The organism is Skermanella pratensis (genome assembly GCF_008843145.1).
Classification (GTDB): Bacteria; Pseudomonadota; Alphaproteobacteria; order Azospirillales; family Azospirillaceae; genus Skermanella; species Skermanella pratensis.
On record NZ_CP030265.1, the window covers coordinates 3,912,514 to 3,931,043 of the forward strand.

An 18,530-nucleotide genomic window follows, 5' to 3' on the forward strand; every position below is an offset into this window, starting at 1 on the left:
GCCTTATTTCCCGCCTGCCCCCTTCGTTTCAGGACCACCGGCAAAGTGCCGCTGCTCGATCCCGCGGCAGTCCGCAAGGTCGGCGCCATGGAATTTCGTCTGGTCCAGCGTCGCCCCGGTCAGGATCGCGTGGCGAAGGTCCGCCTCGCCGAAGTCGGCGCCGGTCAGGTCGGCCCGGGTCAGTTCGGCCCCGGCCAGCCGGGCGCGACGGAGGGAGGCGCCGCGCAGGCGGGCGTTCCACAGCCGGGCGCGCTCCAGGTTGGCCGACAGCAGCCGGTTGCCGGCGCGCTCGTTCAGGCGGACGGAATCGAGGACGGCACCGGACAGGTCGGCGTCGGCAAGGAAGGTCCGGCGCAGGGTCGCCGCGCGCATGTCGCAGTTCTGAAGGTTGGCGTCGCGCAGATCCGACATGGTGAAATCGACCACGGTGAGCACCGCGCCGGCCAGGTTGGCCCGCCCCATGGCGCAGTTGGTGATGACCGCGCCGCCGAGATCCACCCCCGGAAGCTCCAGCCCCGCGAGGTTGAAGCCGGTCAGCTCCAGCCGCTTGCCCTGCTGGCCCTGGGTCCTGATCCACAATCCATGGGCCCGAATGAGGTCCGAGATCGAGAACTCCCCGGCCGAACGGGGCAGGTTCTTCGCCCCTTCGGCGACCGAGAGGATCTGCGCATCGACCACCGCCCCCATCAGGTCGGCGCCCTCCATGCGGGAGTTCCGCCAGTTGGCACCCTTCAGGACGGCGCCGTGGAGCGTGGCGCCGGACAGGTTCACCTCGCTCAGATCGGCGCCCTCCAGCACCACGCCGGTCAGGTTGGCGTTGCGGAAGTCGACGCGGGCGAGCTTGGCGCCGACCATCACGGCGTCCGTCATGTCCGCCTGCATGGCGAGCGTTCCGGCGATGCGCGCCCTGGTCAGGTCGGCCCCCTTGAAGGTGGCGCCGACCAGTTCGGCCGGCGACGCCTCGAACGAGATGCGGTTCTCCTGGTCGAGCTTGGCGAGGGAGCCTTCGCGGATGTTGGCCATTTCCAGCACGGCGCCGGTCAGGTCGGCGCCGCGCAGGCAGCAGCCGCGCAGGTCGGTCCGGCTGAGGTCCGCCTTCTGAAGCTGGGCCAGCCGCAGGTCGGCGCCGTACAGGACGGCGTCGCCCAGGTTGATGCCGCGCCCGTCGATCCCCTTCAGCAGCGCGCCGGTCAGGTCGGCACCCGACAGGTCCGCGCCGGCGAGGCTGAGGCCGGACAGGTCGTGGAACGCCAGGTTGGCGCGGGCGCCGTTCGCGGTGCCCCGCCGGAACCGGGCATGCCGGGCGATTGCGGCGCCAAGCTGCGCCTGGTCCAGCCGCACCCAGGTCTCGGGCGTGTTAGCGGTCATCGACGATGTCCCAGGGTTGGAGTTGGCGCTGGGTTCCGAGCACCCTCTCGATCGGAAGCCGCACCGTGACGGTCGTGCCGATGCCGACCGCGCTGTCGATGTCCAGGGTGGCGCCGTGCAGGCTGAGGAAGGAGCCGACGATGGCGAGCCCCAGCCCGGTGCCCTCCTCGCCGGACTGGCGGACGTTGCTGGCCCGGCCGAACGCCTCGAGGACCCGGGGGATCTCGCCCTCGGGGATGCCGATGCCGGTATCCTTGACGGTGATGCAGACGTCGCCGAAGGCATCCACCAGGGTCCCGATCTCGACCATCCCGCCGCGCGGGGTGAACTTGACCGCGTTGCTCAGCAGGTTGACCACCACCTGCTTCAATGCCCGCTGGTCGCCCATGACCGCCGGCACCGGCTCGGGCCGAAGGGCGATCATGACTCCCTTGCCGGCGGCCTGGTCGCGCAGCAGCCGGACCGAGGCGTCGACGATCCGGCACAGGTCGAGCTGCTCCTCCTCCAGCACGTAGCGCCCCGCCTCCACCTTGGAGAGGTCGAGGATGTCGTTGATCAGCGACAGCAGGTGGCGGCCGCACTGGTCGATGTCCTCGGCGTATTCCTGGTACTTGGGCGAGCCGAGCGGCCCGAAATACTGGCCCTTCATGATCTCGGAGAAGCCGATCACCGCGTTCAGCGGCGTGCGCAGCTCGTGGCTCATCTGGGCCAGGAACTCCGACTTGGCCTTGCTCGACTGCTCGGCGTGGAGAAGCGCCATGTCGGCTTCGCGGCGGACCTGCTCCAGCTCGACCGAGACGCGGACGAAATCGTCGAACCGCTGGTCCAGCCGCGTCCGCGCGGCGCGCAGTTCGGCCTCCACCGTCCGCTTGCTCGAGATGTCCGCGACGACGCCGACATAACGCCGGCGCCCGCCGGCCGTGAAGGCGGCCATGGAGATCCGGGCGGGAAAGGCCGAGCCGTCGCGCCGCCGCGCCAGGAACTCGGTGCCGGCGCCCGGATCGCCGGTTTCCGGATCGGGCTGCAGCAGGCTGAGGGCGCCGGCTCCGGACAGCGCCTCCTCGGCCAGTAGCACGCCGACGTCGCGCCCCCGCAGTTCCGCGGCGGTCCAGCCGAACATGCTCTCCGCCGTCGGGTTGAACTCCTCCACCACGCCATCGTCGCCGACGGTCAGGATGCCGACCAGCGCGACCCGCAGGATCGTGCGGAGCTGGTCCTCGCGCTGTGCCAGCGCGATCTCGGCCCGGCGGCGGGCCGTGACGTCGGCATGGGTCGCGACGAAGCCGCCGTTCGGCAGGTCCTGGCGCCACACCTCGACGATCCGCCCGCCGTGCCCCGGGATGTCGACCCGTGCCGGCGGCGGCGCGGCCAGCCACCTGCCCAGCCGGCCCATGTCCTCGGCGACCCGCACGTCGAGGACGGCGGTGTTGGTCCCGTCGCCCAGGGCCATGGACTGCTCCACCCGCCACCGGACCAGCCGCTCGATCGGGGTGCCGGGCGCGCCAAGGTCGCGGGGTAGGCCGTGCAGCGCCAGGAAGCGGTCGTTGACCAGCCTGACGCGGCATTCGGAGTCGAACACGACGATGCCCTGGCCGATGTTGGTCAGCACCGCTTCCAGGAAGGCGGACTTCTCGGCCAGCGCTTCGCGCGCCTCTATCTCGGCCGTTATGTCGAAGATCGTCCCGACGAACCGCCTGGCCTCGCCGTCGGCATCGAATGACGCGGCACCCCGCGCGACCAGCCAGATCCAGCGCCCCGACTTGTGGCGCATGCGAAAAGCGATCTCGTAGAACGGGCTGCCGCCGGTCAGGTGCGCGACCAGGGCCTCGTCGACGCCGGCACGGTCGTCGGGGTGGATGCGTTCACGCCACGCGGCGTCGCTGAGCGCCAGCTCGTCGTCGCCATAACCGAGCATCCGGAGGTAGGCTGCAGAGAACCACCGTTCGCCCGTCACGAGATCGGCGTCCCATATGCCGCATCCCGCTGCCGAGGCGGCCAGCCGGAAACGCTCCTCGCTGTCCCGCAGGGCCTTGGCGTTGCGCCGCCGCTCGCTGACATCGGTCATCAGCAGCAGCATGTAGCTCTGTCCGTCCAGGCCGACGAACGGTTCGCGGATCACCTCGACGCCGCGGGTCCGGCCGAACCGGGTGACGAGCTGGCGCTCGCGCCGGCGGGTCGGTGTCCGGGGTGCCTCCTGCCCCGGCGATCGCGCCGGCTGCGTCACCGGCGGCGCCGACTCGCCGGCCAGCAGGGTGTCGATCGGGCGCCCCAGAAGCTCGACCATCTCGAAGCCCGACATGCGGCACAGGGTATGGTTGGCCTTGATGCAGACGCCGTCCTCTCGCGTGACGGCGACCGCCATCGGCACCGCCTGCAGAAGCGTGTCCAGCAGTTCGAAGCGGCCGAACAGGGCGCCGCTCCAGGGGACCAGGCCGACCGGCTCGACGCCGGCGGGGACGCGGCGCACCTCGCTCTCCGGCAGTCCGGCATTGCGGTCCCGGGGGAAGGTGACGGTGACCGCGCTGCCCTCGTCCGGCGCCGTCTCGATCCGCAGTTCGCCGTCGTGAAGCTCCACCAGCCGCTTGACGATCGCGAGGCCGAGGCCGGTGCCTTCCCGCCGGCGCGTCAGCGAAGCCTCCAGCTGGCTGAACGGCTCCAGCGCCCGGGGCACGTCCTCAAGCCGCATGCCGATCCCGGTGTCGCTGACGCACAGGGTGATCGTCTCATCCGGTCCGACCCGGGCATCCAGCCGGACCGTCCCACCGGCCGGCGTGAACTTGACCGCGTTGGACAGGAGATTCTGCACGATCTGCCGGATCCGGACCTCGTCCCCCCGGATCAGCGGTCCGGGCTGCCCGGCATCGCACAGCACCGTGACCCCGCCGGCCTCGGCGGCGGCGGCGGCGAGCTGGGCCTGGCCACGGACGACCTGCGCCAGGTCGAGGGTGGCTTCCCGCAGCGCGAGCTGCCCGGCATCGATCCTCGACAGGTCCAGGATATCGCTGATCAGGGCCAGCAGATGGCGGCCGCTGGAGACGATGTCCTGGACATAGTCGCCATAGCGCTCGTTGCCCAGCGGACCGAACAGCTCGTCGCGCAGGATCTCGGCGAATCCGATGATCGCGTTCAGCGGCGTGCGCAGCTCGTGGCTCATCATCGCCAGGAACTCGGACTTCGCCCGGCTCGCCTGCTCGGCCTGCTCCTTGGCGAAGCGCAGCATCTGCCCGCTCTCCACCAGCAGCGTCACGTCGGTATGGACGCCCACCATGCGGACCGGCTTGCCCTGGGCGTCGCGGACGCTGCCCCCGCGCGCCAGGATGTGCCGGATCGTGCCGTCCCGGTGGACGAACCGGATGGTCTGTTCATAGGGCTTGCCGTCATCCCAGTGGCGCTGGATCTGGTGGAGCGCGCGCTCGCGGTCTTCCGGGACCGCCAGCCGCTGGAGCGCTTCCAGGTCGTTGGGCAGTTCGTCGTCGGCATAGCCCAGGATCTCCTTCAGCCGCGGCGACAGCCAGATCGCCCCGGTCCCCAGGTCCCAGTCCCACAACCCGTCACGCGTGCCCTCTATCGCCAGCCGGAAGAAGTCGCGGCTGTCCTGCAGTTCGCGCTCGACCTGCTTGTGGCGGGTGATGTCGAAGCCGACCGACTGGTACTCGACCGGCCGCCCCTCGCCGTCGTGGAACACGCGGTCGCTCCACAGCAGCCAGCGCACCGTCCCGTCCGGCAGTGTCGCCGGCCGCTCGTGCCGCGCCACCGGACGGTCGGGTGTCAGGTCGGCCAGGCACGCCCTGATCCGCCCGCCCTCCTGCGGGGGGACCAGGTCGGCGATCCGGCGCCCGATCAGGTCGTCGGGAACCGCCCCGAAGCGGCGGGCATAGGCGGCGTTGACGAAGGTGAGGGTCGTGTCGGGACGGTAGCGGGCGACCAGGCCGGCCTGTTCCTCGATGATCGCCCGGGTCCGGGAGTCCAGGTGGGTCGGGATCGCCGCGGGGACCCGCGCCGAGACGGTGACCATGATCCGGACGACGACGCCGTCCAGCGGAATCGGGGCGAGGACCAGGTGCCAACGTTCGGGCTGGGGCTGGAGCGCCACGTCGCTGTCGATCTCGACCGTCCGTCCCGAGCCCGCGCAGTCGCTTGCGGCCTTGCCGACCAGGGTGGACAGGAACGCCGGAGCCAAATGTCCCAAGGCGGTCTCCAGCCGGGCGTTCATCGCCAGCACCGCGGACGCCGCGGCGGCGGATGCATCGATCACGAACGCCGGTGATCCGACCAGATCCAGGACGGCGCGCAGATCTTGGGGAGGACAGCGGGCGAGCATGTTCCGGCTAAATCACGCAAGATGAGGCTGCACTCTCCTTCAGCCGGCGTCATTAATCCACTATAAAGTGTTAGATGAACTTAAGGATACCATTTGGTCGCGCTCACCGGGCGGCCAGCTCCTTGACCGCGAGCAGGCGTGACGGGCGCCAGGTTTCCGGCTGGCTGCGGAGCAGCAGGCTGAGCGCCATCGGCGGGATCGGCTGCGAGAACAGGTACCCCTGCAGCAGGTCGCATCCGACGTCGGTCAGGAAATCCCGCTGGGCCAGCGTCTCCACCCCCTCCGCGACGACCGTCAGCCCGAGGCCGTGGGCCATGCCGACCACCGCGCGGACGAGCGCCGCATTCTTGAGGTTGTGCGGCACGCCGTCCACGAACATCCGGTCGATCTTCAGCTTCGTGATGGGCAGTTGCTGGACATAGCTCAGCGAGGAATAGCCGGTCCCGAAATCGTCGATCGCCGTCTCTACGCTGATCGACGCCAGCGCCGAGATCGCCTGCACCGTCGCCTTCAGGTCGCGCACCGCGGCCTGCTCGGTGATCTCGATCCCGATCAGCCCCGCGAGGTGCGGCTTCTCCGTCATCAGCTCCGCCAGCCGCGTGGTCAGCCGCCCGCGCAGGAATTGCTGGCCGGACACGTTCATGAAGACCCGGCCGCAGCCGAACCCCTCGTCGTGCCAGCGGGCGACCTGGTCGGCGACCGCCTCCAGCACCCAGTCCGTGATCGAGACGATCAGGCCGCTGTCCTCGGCGATCGGGATGAACTCGGCCGGAGACACCGCGCCCAGGCTGGTGTGGGACCAGCGAAGCAGCGCCTCCGCGCCGGCGGCCTTGCCGGTCTTCGCCTCAATGATCGGCTGGTAGACCACCTTCAGCTCGTTGCGCTGGACGGCGTGGGCGAGGTGCATGGTCAGCAGGGTGCGGCGGCTCGCGGCCTGGGCCATCTCGGGCGTGTAGAAGCAGACCGAGTTGCCACCCTCGTGCTGCACCGTCTGGAGCGCCAGCTCCGCCTTGGTCAGCAATTCCTCGATCCGCCGGATGCTCGCGTCATGGACCGCGGCGCCGATGCTCATGCGCACCAGGACCATCTGGCGGTCCACGTAGATCGGGCCGAGCAGGCGGGCGTGGACATGGTTGGCGACCTCTTCCGCCGCCGTCCGGTCCGCGAAGCAGGCCAGCGCCGCGAACTCGTCGGCGCCGACGCGGCACAGGATCGAGCCCTTGGGGAGGATCTCGGCGAACCGGCCGACGATCGCCTTGAGCACGCCGTCGCCGACATGGTAGCCAAGGCCTTCGTTGATTTCCCGGAACTGGTCCACGTCGAAGCTGAACACCACGTGGGTCCGGCCGCCCCGGGACAGCCGCGAAGCCATCTGGCGGTCGCACTCCTCCAGGAAGGCCCGGCGCGAGAGCAGGCCGGTCAGGGGATCGTGGTTGGTCAGGAAACGCGCCCGCTCCTCGGCCGCGTGGCGGTCGGAGACGTCCCGGGCGATGCCGATGAAGGTGACCTCGTCGTTGAAGCGCATCTCGCCGACGCTGAGATGGACCGGGAAAACGGAGCCGTCCTTGCGCTTGGCCAGGACCTCGCGGCCGGTCCCGATGATCTTGGCCCGGCCTGACGCGAGATAGCTGTCGATATAGCCGGCATGGCGGTGCTCGTGCGGCGTCGGCATCAGGAGGGCGACGGGCGCGCCGAGCATCTCGGCCTCGTCGTAGCCGAACATGCGGCAGCAGGCATCGTTGACCGACTGGATCGTCCCGCGGGCGTCGATCGTCATGATGCCGTCGACGGCCGCGTCGAGCAGCGACGTCGCGAACTGCTCGCGGCGGAGAAGGTTCTCAAGGGCACGCTGCCGCTCGGTCACGTCTTCCAGCAAGGCCAGGAAACCCACCGTGGTCCCTGCCCGGTCGCGGTGCGGAACGAGGCAGCCGCGCAGGTCGACCCGCCGGCCCGGCTCGGGGACCGCGGCGAAGCCGAACATCACCGTCTCGCCGGCGGATGCGCGGCGCCCCAGCTCCTCGGGGGAGACATCCCCGTCGCTCCGGCCTGCGGCCTCCAGGATGTCGCGGAAGCGGGCACCGGCGACTTCGTCCGCGATCATCCCGAACGTGCCGCGGAACAGGCCGTTGGCGAAGCGGCAGCCCTTCTCGGCATCGAAATAGCCGATGCACAGCGGGGCATCGTCCAGGATGCTGGATGCCAGGGAAGCCAGGAAGCCGTCTTCCGCTGCGGCGACGAAGGTTCCGAAGAGATCCACTGATTGACCTTCGGCCATCACTCCACTCCGCAGGCGGTTTCGATCCGGGATGTTCGCTTACCGCGCTGCACGCGAAAATTTTTGGACAATTGGCATAGAATATTTAAGCATTTGTTACTAATGGAATAACAACCCGTCCGTGGATCCTGCCACGCGAACCCGATGCACCGGCGCGTCGCAGCGGCATCATCCCAAAGTACGACCGATGACGCGTACCGCCGCGCGGGGAATGCCGCTATCCTCCGACCGCCGCCATGACAGGCGGCTCACGGCCGAACCCGGAAAATCGGCCGACATCGAAGAATCGGGAGGAACCTGGCCATGCGACACCTCGTCACCAGTCTCGTCGCGGCGGTGTGCCTGCTTTTCGGCGCCCAGGCGCAGGGAGCCGAGGCCCCGGCCGTCCGCGTGGGCGTGCTGAAGTTCGGCACGGTGAGCTGGGAATTGGACACCATCAAGCATCACGGGCTCGACGCGGCCGAAGGCGTCGACCTCCAGATCGTCGAACTGGCCAGCAACCAGGCGACGCAGGTGGCGCTGCAGGGCGGCGCGGTCGACATGATCGTGTCGGACTGGCTGTGGGTTTCGCGGCAGCGCGCGGACGGCGCCGACTTCACCTTCGCCCCCTACTCCACGGCGGCCGGATCGGTGATGGTCCCGGCCGACTCGCCGATCCGGTCGCTGGCCGACCTGAAGGGGCGGCGGTTCGGGGTGGCCGGCGGGCCGCTGGACAAGGGATGGCTGATGCTGCGCGCCCTGACCATCCAGCGGCATGGCTTCGATCCGGACAAGGACAGCGAGAAGGTATTCGGGGCACCGCCCCTGCTCAACGAGCAGGTCCGCGGCGGCGGGGTCGATGCCGTCCTCAACTATTGGAACTTCGCGGCCCGGCTGAAGGCGGCGGGCTTGCGCCAGGTCATCGCGGTCGAGGAGATCGCGCGCGGCCTGGGCATCCGGGCCGACGTGCCGATCATCGGCTATGTTTTCCACGACGCCTGGGCGGCGTCCAATCCGGAAGCGGTCCGCGGCTTCCTCCGCGCCTCCCTGAAGGCCAAGACGATCATGCGAGAAAGCGATGCGGAGTGGAACCGCCTGGCCCCCCTGACCAAGGCCGAGGACGACGCGACGCTGCTGGCGCTCCGCGACGGCTACCGCGACGGCATCCCGACCGCGTGGAGCGGAGCCGAGCGGGAGGACGCGGCCCGGGTCTACGAGATCCTGTCCAAGCTGGGAGGCCGCGAGCTGGTCGGCGACTCCCCGCGGCTCGCCCCCGGCACGTTCTGGGACGGGCTTCGGTTCTGATGAAGCTGTCGAAGGTGGGCCGCCTGCCGGCCCACATCCTGTCGCTCCTGGTCCTGATAGCGCTGTGGCAGGCGGCGTCGGTCGCGGCGGGCAGCCGCCTGCTGCCCGGGCCGGCGGCCGTCGCCGCGCGCCTGATGGACGAGGTCGTGCGGGGCGGACTGCTGCTCGACCTCGCCATAACGCTGGGACGGGTCTGCGCGAGCTTCGTCATCGCGATGGCGGTGGGCACCGCGCTGGGGATCGCGATGGGCCGGTTCCGCCTGCTCGACCGCCTGCTGGACGGCTGGCTGGTGCTTTTCCTCAATATCCCGGCGCTGGTGACGATCATCCTGGCCTATGTGTGGTTCGGCCTGACGGAGGCGGCCGCGATCGCGGCGGTCGCCGTCAACAAGATCCCCAACGTGGTCGTGACCCTGCGCGAGGGCGCCCGCGCGCTGGACCGCGACTATCTGGAAATGGCCGAGGCCTATCGACTCGGACCGGTAAAGACCCTGCGTCACATCGTCCTGCCGCAGCTCTACCCGTTCCTGCTGGCGGCGGCGCGTTCGGGCCTCGCCCTGATCTGGAAGATCGTCCTGGTTGTCGAGCTGCTGGGCCGGAGCAACGGCATGGGTTTCCAGCTCCAGGTGCTCTTCCAGCTGTTCGACGTCACCGGCATACTGGCATACACCGCCGCGTTCATCATCGTCGTGCAGTTCATCGAGTTCGCCTTGCTGCAGCCTCTGGAAACCAGGGCCTCGCGGTGGCGCCGCTGACGCATTTATGTTGCCCTCCCCCACAGTTTTCTGGTTAAACGAATTTAACCACAAAATATTTTTCTGGAACCAAAGCGCGGGGTCCGACGTTAAATGCCTTATGTCCTCCTGGTCGTGGCCTGCCTGACGGGCCATCCGGCGGAGTGCCGCCGGCAAGAGCTTCCCCTGCCCCAGATCACCAACGCCACCGGCTGCCATCTCGGCGGTGCCGTGCGGCTACGCGACTGGATCGCCGAGAACAACGGCTGGCGGCTGACCGATGTCCGGTGCCTGCCCGCACCCCATACCAATGCGCGCGTCGCTTCGGCAGGAAATTAACAGTTTGGTTACAGAGGATAGTTAACGTCGGTCCTTGAACAGTATTACTCCCCCGAGGGTCAGCCCCATGGTGCAGCAAGACGACGTGATCGAACGGACTTCGATCGTGACCTATGCCCTGCTCGAGGAATTGCACACGGTTCTCGCCGATTCCGCCAAGCCTGACGAAACCAGCCTTGGCGTCATCATGGGACTGGCGATGTTCCTGGACGAGAAGATCGGCCCGATTCGGTCCCAGAAGCTGATGTCGCAAGCGCCCGGCATCATCCTGAAGACCGACGCCCATGTGACGGACGAACTGATGCAGCGCTTCGCTCCCGTCCTGCGCGCCTTCGGCACCCATCTGGCGGACTTCTCCACCGCGGCGGCACCGGCCCGGCCGCTCACGAAGGTCGTCTGAAGGTCATCTGACGGCGCATCGCCGAACGCCGTGGGCCGGGAGCCGGCCCGCGGACGGCGATGCGAGGTCTTCCCGACCCGCGACCATCGGACCGAAGCCGATATACTGCCGCGTGGAGCGCAACCGGGCGGAGGCAGCTCATGGATTGGCTCGTCACTCTCGGCATCGCCGTCGCCGCGGCGGGAACGGTCTTCATCCTCGTGATCGGGATCGCCGTGCATGACCTGCGGGGTCATCCGAGCCGCGGCATTTCCGACGTTTCGACCCGTCAGGCCATGTCCCTGCGCAAGGTGGGCGAGAACATGGCCGCCGTACAGAAGGACCTGCGGGAAGCCCAGATCCAGGCACCGGCCCGCGCCAACCGAAGGCTGAGCGCCCGGCTCGCCGAACTGTCGGCCCGCGTCGATGCGGACGACGGCGGCCTGATCATGGAAGACGACGACCGGGTGCTGCATTGATGCGTTCCCAGGCGTTATCCTGGCGACCACCGTCTCTCCGATCCCAACCGTCGGTATGAACGTGACCACACAGCATCAAGTCCTGCCGAACGCTGCCCTTGAACGTGCGCGCTGGACCGCCAGCGGACCGGCCTGGGACCGCTGGTCGGACCCGATGGCGGATATGGCGGACCGGCTCAACCTGCCGCTTCTCGACGCCTGCGGCGTGATGCCGGGCGAGGCGGTGCTCGACCTCGCCTCCGGAGCCGGGGAGCCGGCGCTGAGCGCCGCGAAGCGCGTGGGGCCCGGCGGCAGCGTGCATGGCGTGGATCTGGTCGAGGCGATGCTGGCCGGAGCCGTGCGCCGCGCATCCGCGTTCGACGGCCCGCCGCCCCGGTTCACCGTCGGCGACATGACGGCCCTGCCGTTCGCCGACGGGCAGTTCGACCGGGTGACTTGCCGGTTCGGCATCATGTTCGTTCCCGACACGCGGGCGTGCCTGGCCGAAGCGGTGCGGGTCCTGCGTCCGCACGGCAAGGCGGCGTTCATGGTCTGGGGACCGCTGGCGGACAATACCCTCTTCCGCGAACTCGACCAGGCGGTGACGGAAATCCTGGGACCGGACCCGAACGACGCCCTGGCGCCCCTGTTCCGGTTCGACCAGCCCGGAGTCCTGGCCCGACTGATGGAAGACAGCGGCCTGCGCAAAGTATCGGAGCAGTCGCTCCGCCCGACCGCCCGGGTTCCCCTGGACAGGCCGTTCTGGCGCGCCTCGCTGGACATGGTTTTCGCGCCCCGGATCGCAGGGGCATCGGCGGAAAGCCGGGAACGGCTGGATGCGGCGGTCACCGCCCGCTTCGCCGGCCTGGCGGTCGAGGGCATCTGCGCTCTCCACCTCCACGCGCTGATCGTCTCCGGCGAGGTGTTCTGACGACCCGATCCGGCCAGCGGTCGCCGCACCGATCGGCATTTCGGTGAAGACCGCCGGCCCAGCGGCTTCAGACCTCCAAGCCGTGGGGGTCGAGCACCATCAGGATGCCGAGGATCATCGCCGTGGAGCCGTCCGGCCCGGCCAGGGGCAGAAGAAGCTCCTCGAAGTCGAGGTAATCGCGGTCGCACCAGCCCAGGTCGCCCGACCGGAAACGCGGCTCCTGCGCCAAGGCGACATCCCTGGCCCGGGTGATGGCGGCGCGCCGGTGGTGCTCTTGCAGGCCGGTTCCCAAAGGCTGCCCCGTCAGGGGGCGGCGTAGCAGCCAGGACAACTTGGAGCCGGCCACGCGATAGCTGAACCACGGCTCGCCGTCATGCACGTTGAGCAGAAAGATGTTCTGCAGCGGCGCCGGAAAGTCGGCGGGATCGATGTCGGGCCGCTGGGGCAGCGCCATGCCGAGCGGACACCGGGACGCCCAGTACCCGTGGAGACGCTTCAGGCCGGGATTGGCCGGCCGGGGAAGCTGCAACCCGGATGGGGAAGCAATCTCAGGGCGACCTGGCTCGATGGCTGTAAAAGAGATCATGGACACCACCCTACCGATCCAAAAAGTTAATGTCCAGATCATCATTAATTGTAATTAAATCCTGTTGTTCCCTATGGCGGCCGCGCCACAAACATTCGCTTTCGAAGTAGCCCGGTCGCTGGCCGACGAACGGGAAGGAACGAGAAAGCGTCTTGAGAGTTTATGGACCACTCCGCACCGTTCCGGCCGAAAACAAGACCAAAGTCCAGCCATGTCAGATACGAGACCGATTCTTGTTCCAGGCCGAACCTGTTGGCGCACCGAACAGGCCAACCGCCTCGCCCTGATCATCGATGCCTGCGATTATTTCGCGGCGGCGAAGTCCGCGATCGCCCGCGCCCGGCACTCGATCTACATGATCGGCTGGGATTTCGACCTCCGGCTCAAGCTCGACCAGGGCAACCCCGATGTGGAGGAGCCGGACGAACTTGGCGCCTTCCTGAAGCACACGGTGAACAGCCGGCCGGGCCTGCAGGCATACATCCTCAAATGGGACATGGCGCTGCTGTTCACGCTCAGCCGCCAGGTCCTGCCGATTCTGGCTCTCGACCTGATGACGCAGCGCCGCATCCATTTCCGGCTGGACGCCCAGCATCCGGCCGGGGCCGCCCACCACCAGAAGATCATCGTGATCGACGACGCGCTGGCGTTCTGCGGCGGCATCGACATGACCGACTCGCGCTGGGACACCCGCGACCACGCTCCCGACGACGAGCACCGCCGGCTGCCCAACGGGACGCCATACGGTCCGTTCCACGACGTGACCACCGCGGTGGACGGAGAGGCCGCCCGTGCCCTGGGCGAACTGGCGCGCGAACGCTGGCTCCGCGCCACCGGCGCCCGGCTTCCGCCGCCGCCGCCCGGCGAACTCGATCCCTGGCCGGACCGGCTGAAGGTGACCCTGCGGGATATCCCGATCTCGATCGCGCGCACCTCGCCGCGCCACGGGAAGTACGAGGAGGTCCGCGAGATCGAGCGGCTCTATCTCGCGGCGCTGATGGCCGCCAAGCGGACGGTCTACATGGAAAGCCAGTACATGGCCTCGCACGTGATCCGCGATGCCATCATCAAGCGGCTGCGCGAGCCGGACGGCCCGGAGATCGTCATCGTCAACCCGATGACGGCAGACGGCTGGCTGGAACAGTCGGCCATGGACACCGCGCGGTCCATGATGGTGCGCCAGATCCGCCGCGAGGACCGGCATGACCGGTTCCGAATATATTACCCCGTCAATGCGGCCGGGACGGAGATCTATGTCCACGCCAAGGTGGTGGCGGTCGACGACCGCCTCCTGCGGGTCGGCTCGTCCAACCTCAACAACCGCTCCATGGGCTTCGATACCGAATGCGACCTTGCGATCGAGGCAGTCGAGGGGGACGATGCCGCCGACCGGATCCGCGAGACCGTCATCAGCTTCCGCAACGATCTGGTCGCGGAACATCTGAACGTACCGATCGCGACCGTTGAGGAGCGGCTCGCCGCCGGACAGTCCCTGATCCAGGTGATCGACGGGCTGCGCACCGGGCAGGGGCGCACGCTGGTCCCGCTGAAGACCGAGGAACTGAACGAAGTCCAGGAGCAGGTGGTCGAAGCCCGGCTGCTCGACCCCGAGCGCCCGAAGCAGGTCGAGCGGACCCTGACCCACGCCATCAAGAGATATGCCACCCGGCCGAACCTCGCGGCACTGGGCGCCGTGGCCGGGCTGGGCATCGCCGCCATTGCCGGCGGCCGCCTCTACGCCAGGCGCTTCAAGGCCAAGCGCGGCAAGGACCGCTGAACGGCGACCCCATGACACGCCCGGCGGAAAACAGAGTGATTGGGAAGGATCGAAGGATATGCAAGGCAGGCGTTACCAGGACAGCTACGGGACATGGGGCGGATCGGCCGCCCCTCTCGCCGGAGCGGAGATAGTCGAGTACCGCCGCATCGCGTGGTCGGCGGTCTTCGCCGGCGTGGTGGTGGCGCTGGCGCTCAACCTCGTGCTGGCCATACTCGGAATCGGCATCGGACTGACCACCATCGACCCGGCGCAGGCGGACTCTCCGCAGGCCAGCACCCTGGGGATCGCGGCGACGCTGTGGTGGATCGTCACCGCCCTGATCTCGCTGGCGGCTGGTGGCTGGGTGGCGGGCCGGATGGCCGGCATGTCGACGCGGGTCGACGGCGCGTTGCATGGCCTGATCACCTGGGGCATCGCGACGCTGCTGCTGTTCTGGCTGCTGACCAGCGCGGTGGGCAGCCTGATCGGCGGCACCTTCTCGGTCGTGGGCAACGCGCTCTCGACCGCGACGCAGGAGGCGACCCAGGCGGCCGGCCAGGCGGCGGGCCAGACCGATCCGGGCACGGCGCAGGGCATCCAGGAACAGGCCCGCGCCCTGCTCGCCCCCGACGGGGGATCGCTGCCGCAGGGGGCGCTCGACACCGTGAGCCGGATCGCCAGCGGCGACGTCTCCCAGGAAGAGTTGCAGACCGCCGCGTCGCGCCTTGCCGAACAGGCCGGCATTCCCGAGGAGCAGGCACGGCAGACCATCGAAAACCTGCGCCAGCAGTACGCCCAGACGGCCGAACAGGCCACCCAGGCGGCACAGGTGACGGCCGACACGATCTCCTCGGCGGCCCTGTGGTCGTTCCTGGCCCTGGTGCTCGGCGCCCTGGCCGGATCGCTCGGCGGCATGGCGGGCGCCCCGGCCGGCTGGGACCGCTACTGACGGCGGCCTGTCCGGAAAGACGTCGCCGGGAGCGGCGTTTACCGCGCGTTCATCGGTTTCTGGCAGCCATGTCGTCACATGACATCAGCGGCATGGCTCCAGACGATGACGCGTTCCCGGTTTCGCTCCCTGGCGGTCGCCGCCCTCCTCGTTGCCGGCGGCCTGCCCGGGGCATCGGCCCGGGACAAGGCGCCGCCGGCCATCGTCCTGGCCGAGCCGCCCGGCCCCGTGGCCGACCTGACCATCGCCGGGCACATCGACCGGATCGAGATCGGTCCGGAAATCGTGATCGAGGGCTGGGGCCTCCTGTCATCGGCTTCCCCCGCATCGGGCGCCCGGCTTCCCGGATCGGTCAGGATCCATAGCGACCTGGACATCCGGGGATCGCGGCCCGCCGGGTGCAACGGCCCGATGTGGTGGCCGTCGTCGGCGATCCGGACCTGCTTTTCTCGGGCTTCGTCATCAGGATCGTGCCGGGGCCCGCCGTGCCGCCCGGCGGGTTCACGCTGTGCGTGACGACCGATGACCCGCTCCACGGACGCTTCCGCATGCACGACAACCCGCAGGTGCCGTGCCCGCTCACGCCGTAGCCGGCATCAGGACGGAGAAACCGTCATGCAGGCCGAGCCCTGGCTGGTCAGCCGCGCGCAGGCCCGGTCGGCGCTCGCCGAGGTGACGCCGAGGAGCCGGGCGCGGTACAGCCGTCCGGCCGGCGTATTGACTTCCATCACATAGACCCGCGCCGGGCTCAGGAGATCGGGAACGGCGCGGCGCGCATCCTCAACCGCCTTGTTGCTCTCCGTCGGCGAGCGGAAGGCGCCGACCTGGATGCCCCAATCCCCGACTGGGCCGCCGACCGGGCCGCCGACCGGGCCGATGGCGACCCGCTGGATGGGAGGCGTCGGCCCGGACGGCGCGGCGATACGGGCGACCTGGATGGGCGCCGCCGGAACCGGGGCGATCGGAACCGGGGCAGCGCTGGCGGTGATGACCGAGCGCGCGCGCGGCGGCGGAGCGGCCACCGCGACCACGGTCCTGGACGGGACGGCGGGAGGAGTCGCCGCGGCATACATGGTGTCGGCGACGCGCCGCGAGGGATGGATGCCGTCGATCTGCGGCGAGATCATCGCGACATAATTGCGGGTCTCCGACGGCAGGCCGCGGTCGCCGGTCAGATATTCCCCGTATCGGCCGGGACCGGCATTGTAGGCGGCGAGGAAGCCGGGCGAGCCGAACTTCTCGTACATCTCGCGGAGATAGGCGGTGCCGGCCAGAATGTTGTCGCGCGGCTCGAACGGGTCCGATCCCAGCCCGTGCCTGACCCGCAGCTCCTCGTAAGTGGAGGGCATGACCTGCATCAGGCCCATGGCGCCCGCCCGGCTGACGATCGGGCGTCCGTTCATGTGGGTGCGGCCGCCGCTCTCGACCTTCATCACCGCCCTGATCCAGGGCTCCGGAACGTCGAACCGCCGGGACGCCTCGGCGATGTGCGAGGCCCACGGGTCGCCCGAGAGGCCGCCGGTATAGCCGCCCTGCGCTGCCGGACCCGTCCGGTCCGACGGCGAGCTGGAGCAGCCGCTCAGCAGCGCCGCGGCGATGCCGATGGCGATCCCGACGACCATGCCGCGAGGAACTGGGCCGCGAAGATGTCGGGCCGGATCTTCATGGGGCGGCGTCGGTATCGGCATGGTTCAACAAGCTTATAAAGACGAGGATATAAGTTCATAATATCGTTTGGGGTTTCCGGTCAATAAAATCCTCCGGCCGGTCCCCTGCCCCGCCCCTGCCGGATCTGCCCCTAAACCATTGCGCGAGTCCGGCGGCCGCCGCATTGGCGGCCGCCGGACGCCGATCCCGGATGGCGGTCAGTATCCGTAGGAATGCTGCTGGGGCTGATGCTCCCCGCCGCCCTCGTGGTGGTGGCCATGGTCATGCTGATGGGCGTTATCGTGGTGGCCGTGGTGGCCTTCGTGCTGCTGGTCCCCGTCCTGCTGGCCCCCGTCCTGCTGGCCGCCTTCCGTCACGGACAGGGCGAGGTCGGGAAAGCTGCGCTCGACGATGCCGATCAGGACTTCGATGCGGTCGGCGGCATGGTCGGCCTTGGCCTGGAGCTCGTCGTACCTGCGGCGCAGCTCGCCCAGTTCGGTCCGCGCGGCGTCGCGCTCCTCCACCACGGTGCGATGCTCGTACCGCTGTTCGTCCAGCTTCTTCGACACGCTGTCGATCACCTGATCGATGCGCGCGAGGGCACTGTCCAGCTTGGATGCCTGACTGTCGGAAGAATGCTGAAAATCGCTCATGCTGATCTGCTTTGCCTGTCTGAAGGTGCCCCTTGGCGCGGCCATTGATCGCGCGCGCTCAATACGGGGTCAACCTTATAATCACCGCGGGTTTCGCGATTCCGAACAAAGTTCCGACCAGACGGCGCAGGCGTTCTGGGGGGCGGCGCCCAGCGCGGTGTTGTCGAAGATGCACCATGCGGGCGCCGTCCTGGAATCTCCCCGCACGGCCGCTTCCACGGCGCCCAGCCGCTCCGGCCCGTAGTCCGTGTGATAAATCTCGGGCGAGCCGTGCAGGCGGCGATAGACCAGCCCGTTCCAGCCGCCCGGCGCCTCCCCGCCGGGGACCGCGACCGGATCGGCGGCGACGCGCGCGACGTGGAATCGCTGCAGCAGGTCTTCCGGCCCGTCGTTGAACCAGCTCGGGTGCCGCGGTTCGCAAGCGATATCGCCTTCGAAACGATCGCGCAGGAGACCGAGGAAATCCTCGGCAGTGCTCCGCCGGTAAGCGAGGCTCGGCGGCAGCTGGACCAGCAGCGGCCCGAGGCGGTCGCCCAGCTCCCGGGCCTCGCCCAGGAACCGGCCGAGCAGGTCAGCGGGATCGGCCAGCCTGCGTTCGTGGGTGATCTGCTTGGGCACCTTGACCGCGAATCGGAAGCCCTCCGGGACCGAGGCCGCCCAGCGGGCATAGGTTTCGGGCTTGTGCGGCCGGTAGAAGGAGCTGTTGATCTCCACCGCCGGCAGGCGGCGCGCGTAGCGTTCCAGATGGCTCCCCTCGGCCGGGAAGAGGCTGGTGTGCCGGCTGGGGATCGACCAGCCGGCACACCCGACGAAGACTTGATGTTCCCCCATGCCGCGTAAACGGCGG

General features: G+C 69.0%; 16 protein-coding genes. 9 read left to right on the top strand and 7 right to left on the bottom strand.

What is annotated here, in order from left to right:
• Positions 1 to 3: 3 nt before the first annotated feature.
• The 3 genes from DPR14_RS17950 to DPR14_RS17960 all read right to left on the bottom strand — a co-directional run bounded on the left by DPR14_RS17950 (position 4) and on the right by DPR14_RS17960 (position 7,946).
• Positions 4 to 1,368 (bottom strand): pentapeptide repeat-containing protein, encoded by a 1,365-nt coding sequence (locus DPR14_RS17950; protein ID WP_158046371.1) that lies wholly within the window; start codon positions 1,366 to 1,368, stop codon positions 4 to 6.
• Positions 1,358 to 5,623, bottom strand: a complete 4,266-nt coding sequence (locus tag DPR14_RS17955; protein WP_192499012.1) for a PAS domain S-box protein — start codon at positions 5,621 to 5,623, stop codon at positions 1,358 to 1,360. The genes DPR14_RS17950 and DPR14_RS17955 overlap by 11 nt, the downstream gene beginning before the upstream one ends.
• A gap of 169 nt (positions 5,624 to 5,792) precedes the next feature.
• Positions 5,793 to 7,946, bottom strand: coding sequence for a putative bifunctional diguanylate cyclase/phosphodiesterase (locus tag DPR14_RS17960; RefSeq protein WP_192499013.1), 2,154 nt, complete (start codon positions 7,944 to 7,946; stop codon positions 5,793 to 5,795).
• A 321-nt stretch (positions 7,947 to 8,267) separates the two neighbouring features.
• On the opposite strand from DPR14_RS17960, the gene DPR14_RS17965 reads away from it, so the two are divergent.
• From DPR14_RS17965 to DPR14_RS17990, 6 genes are all read left to right on the top strand, one after another.
• Complete coding sequence (locus DPR14_RS17965; RefSeq protein WP_158046374.1) at positions 8,268 to 9,248, top strand: ABC transporter substrate-binding protein; 981 nt, start codon at positions 8,268 to 8,270, stop codon at positions 9,246 to 9,248.
• A complete protein-coding gene (locus DPR14_RS17970; RefSeq protein ID WP_158046375.1) occupies positions 9,248 to 10,003 on the top strand; it encodes an ABC transporter permease in 756 nt (251 codons plus the stop codon). The genes DPR14_RS17965 and DPR14_RS17970 overlap by 1 nt, the downstream gene beginning before the upstream one ends.
• Positions 10,004 to 10,096: 93 nt before the next feature.
• Positions 10,097 to 10,321 carry a hypothetical protein gene (locus DPR14_RS17975; protein WP_158046376.1) on the top strand — a complete coding sequence of 75 codons (225 nt, stop codon included), beginning with the start codon at positions 10,097 to 10,099 and terminating at the stop codon, positions 10,319 to 10,321.
• A gap of 67 nt (positions 10,322 to 10,388) precedes the next feature.
• Entirely contained in the window at positions 10,389 to 10,721 is a 333-nt protein-coding gene (locus DPR14_RS17980) for a hypothetical protein (protein WP_158046377.1), read from the top strand.
• Positions 10,722 to 10,861: 140 nt separating this feature from the next.
• Positions 10,862 to 11,179: a hypothetical protein gene (locus tag DPR14_RS17985; protein ID WP_158046378.1), complete on the top strand. Its 318-nt coding sequence runs from the start codon at positions 10,862 to 10,864 to the stop codon at positions 11,177 to 11,179.
• Positions 11,180 to 11,240: 61 nt separating this feature from the next.
• Positions 11,241 to 12,089, top strand: coding sequence for a class I SAM-dependent methyltransferase (locus DPR14_RS17990; protein ID WP_246148296.1), 849 nt, complete (start codon positions 11,241 to 11,243; stop codon positions 12,087 to 12,089).
• Between the two features lie 67 nt (positions 12,090 to 12,156).
• On the opposite strand, the gene DPR14_RS17995 is transcribed toward DPR14_RS17990, so the two are convergent.
• A complete protein-coding gene (locus DPR14_RS17995) occupies positions 12,157 to 12,543 on the bottom strand; it encodes a PAS domain-containing protein (RefSeq protein ID WP_246148299.1) in 387 nt (128 codons plus the stop codon).
• A 343-nt stretch (positions 12,544 to 12,886) separates the two neighbouring features.
• Between DPR14_RS17995 and DPR14_RS18000 the strand changes: the two genes are divergently transcribed.
• The 3 genes from DPR14_RS18000 (at position 12,887) to DPR14_RS18010 (ending at position 15,973) form a co-directional block, all read left to right on the top strand.
• The gene (locus tag DPR14_RS18000) at positions 12,887 to 14,452 is read left to right on the top strand and encodes a phospholipase D-like domain-containing protein (RefSeq protein WP_158046381.1); all 1,566 of its coding nucleotides are present in this window, start codon (positions 12,887 to 12,889) and stop codon (positions 14,450 to 14,452) included.
• Positions 14,453 to 14,510: 58 nt separating this feature from the next.
• A complete protein-coding gene (locus DPR14_RS18005; RefSeq protein ID WP_158046382.1) occupies positions 14,511 to 15,383 on the top strand; it encodes a PhnA-like protein in 873 nt (290 codons plus the stop codon).
• Between the two features lie 398 nt (positions 15,384 to 15,781).
• On the top strand, positions 15,782 to 15,973 hold the full coding sequence (locus DPR14_RS18010) for a hypothetical protein (protein ID WP_158046383.1): 192 nt from the start codon (positions 15,782 to 15,784) through the stop codon (positions 15,971 to 15,973).
• A gap of 6 nt (positions 15,974 to 15,979) precedes the next feature.
• Here DPR14_RS18010 and DPR14_RS18015 read toward each other — a convergent pair whose 3' ends face one another.
• From DPR14_RS18015 to DPR14_RS18025, 3 genes are all read right to left on the bottom strand, one after another.
• Complete coding sequence (locus DPR14_RS18015) at positions 15,980 to 17,005, bottom strand: transglycosylase SLT domain-containing protein (protein WP_158046384.1); 1,026 nt, start codon at positions 17,003 to 17,005, stop codon at positions 15,980 to 15,982.
• A 243-nt stretch (positions 17,006 to 17,248) separates the two neighbouring features.
• The gene (locus tag DPR14_RS18020; protein ID WP_158046385.1) at positions 17,249 to 17,683 is read right to left on the bottom strand and encodes a hypothetical protein; all 435 of its coding nucleotides are present in this window, start codon (positions 17,681 to 17,683) and stop codon (positions 17,249 to 17,251) included.
• A gap of 81 nt (positions 17,684 to 17,764) precedes the next feature.
• On the bottom strand, positions 17,765 to 18,514 hold the full coding sequence (locus tag DPR14_RS18025; RefSeq protein WP_158046386.1) for a DUF72 domain-containing protein: 750 nt from the start codon (positions 18,512 to 18,514) through the stop codon (positions 17,765 to 17,767).
• Between the last annotated feature and the right edge of the window lie 16 nt (positions 18,515 to 18,530).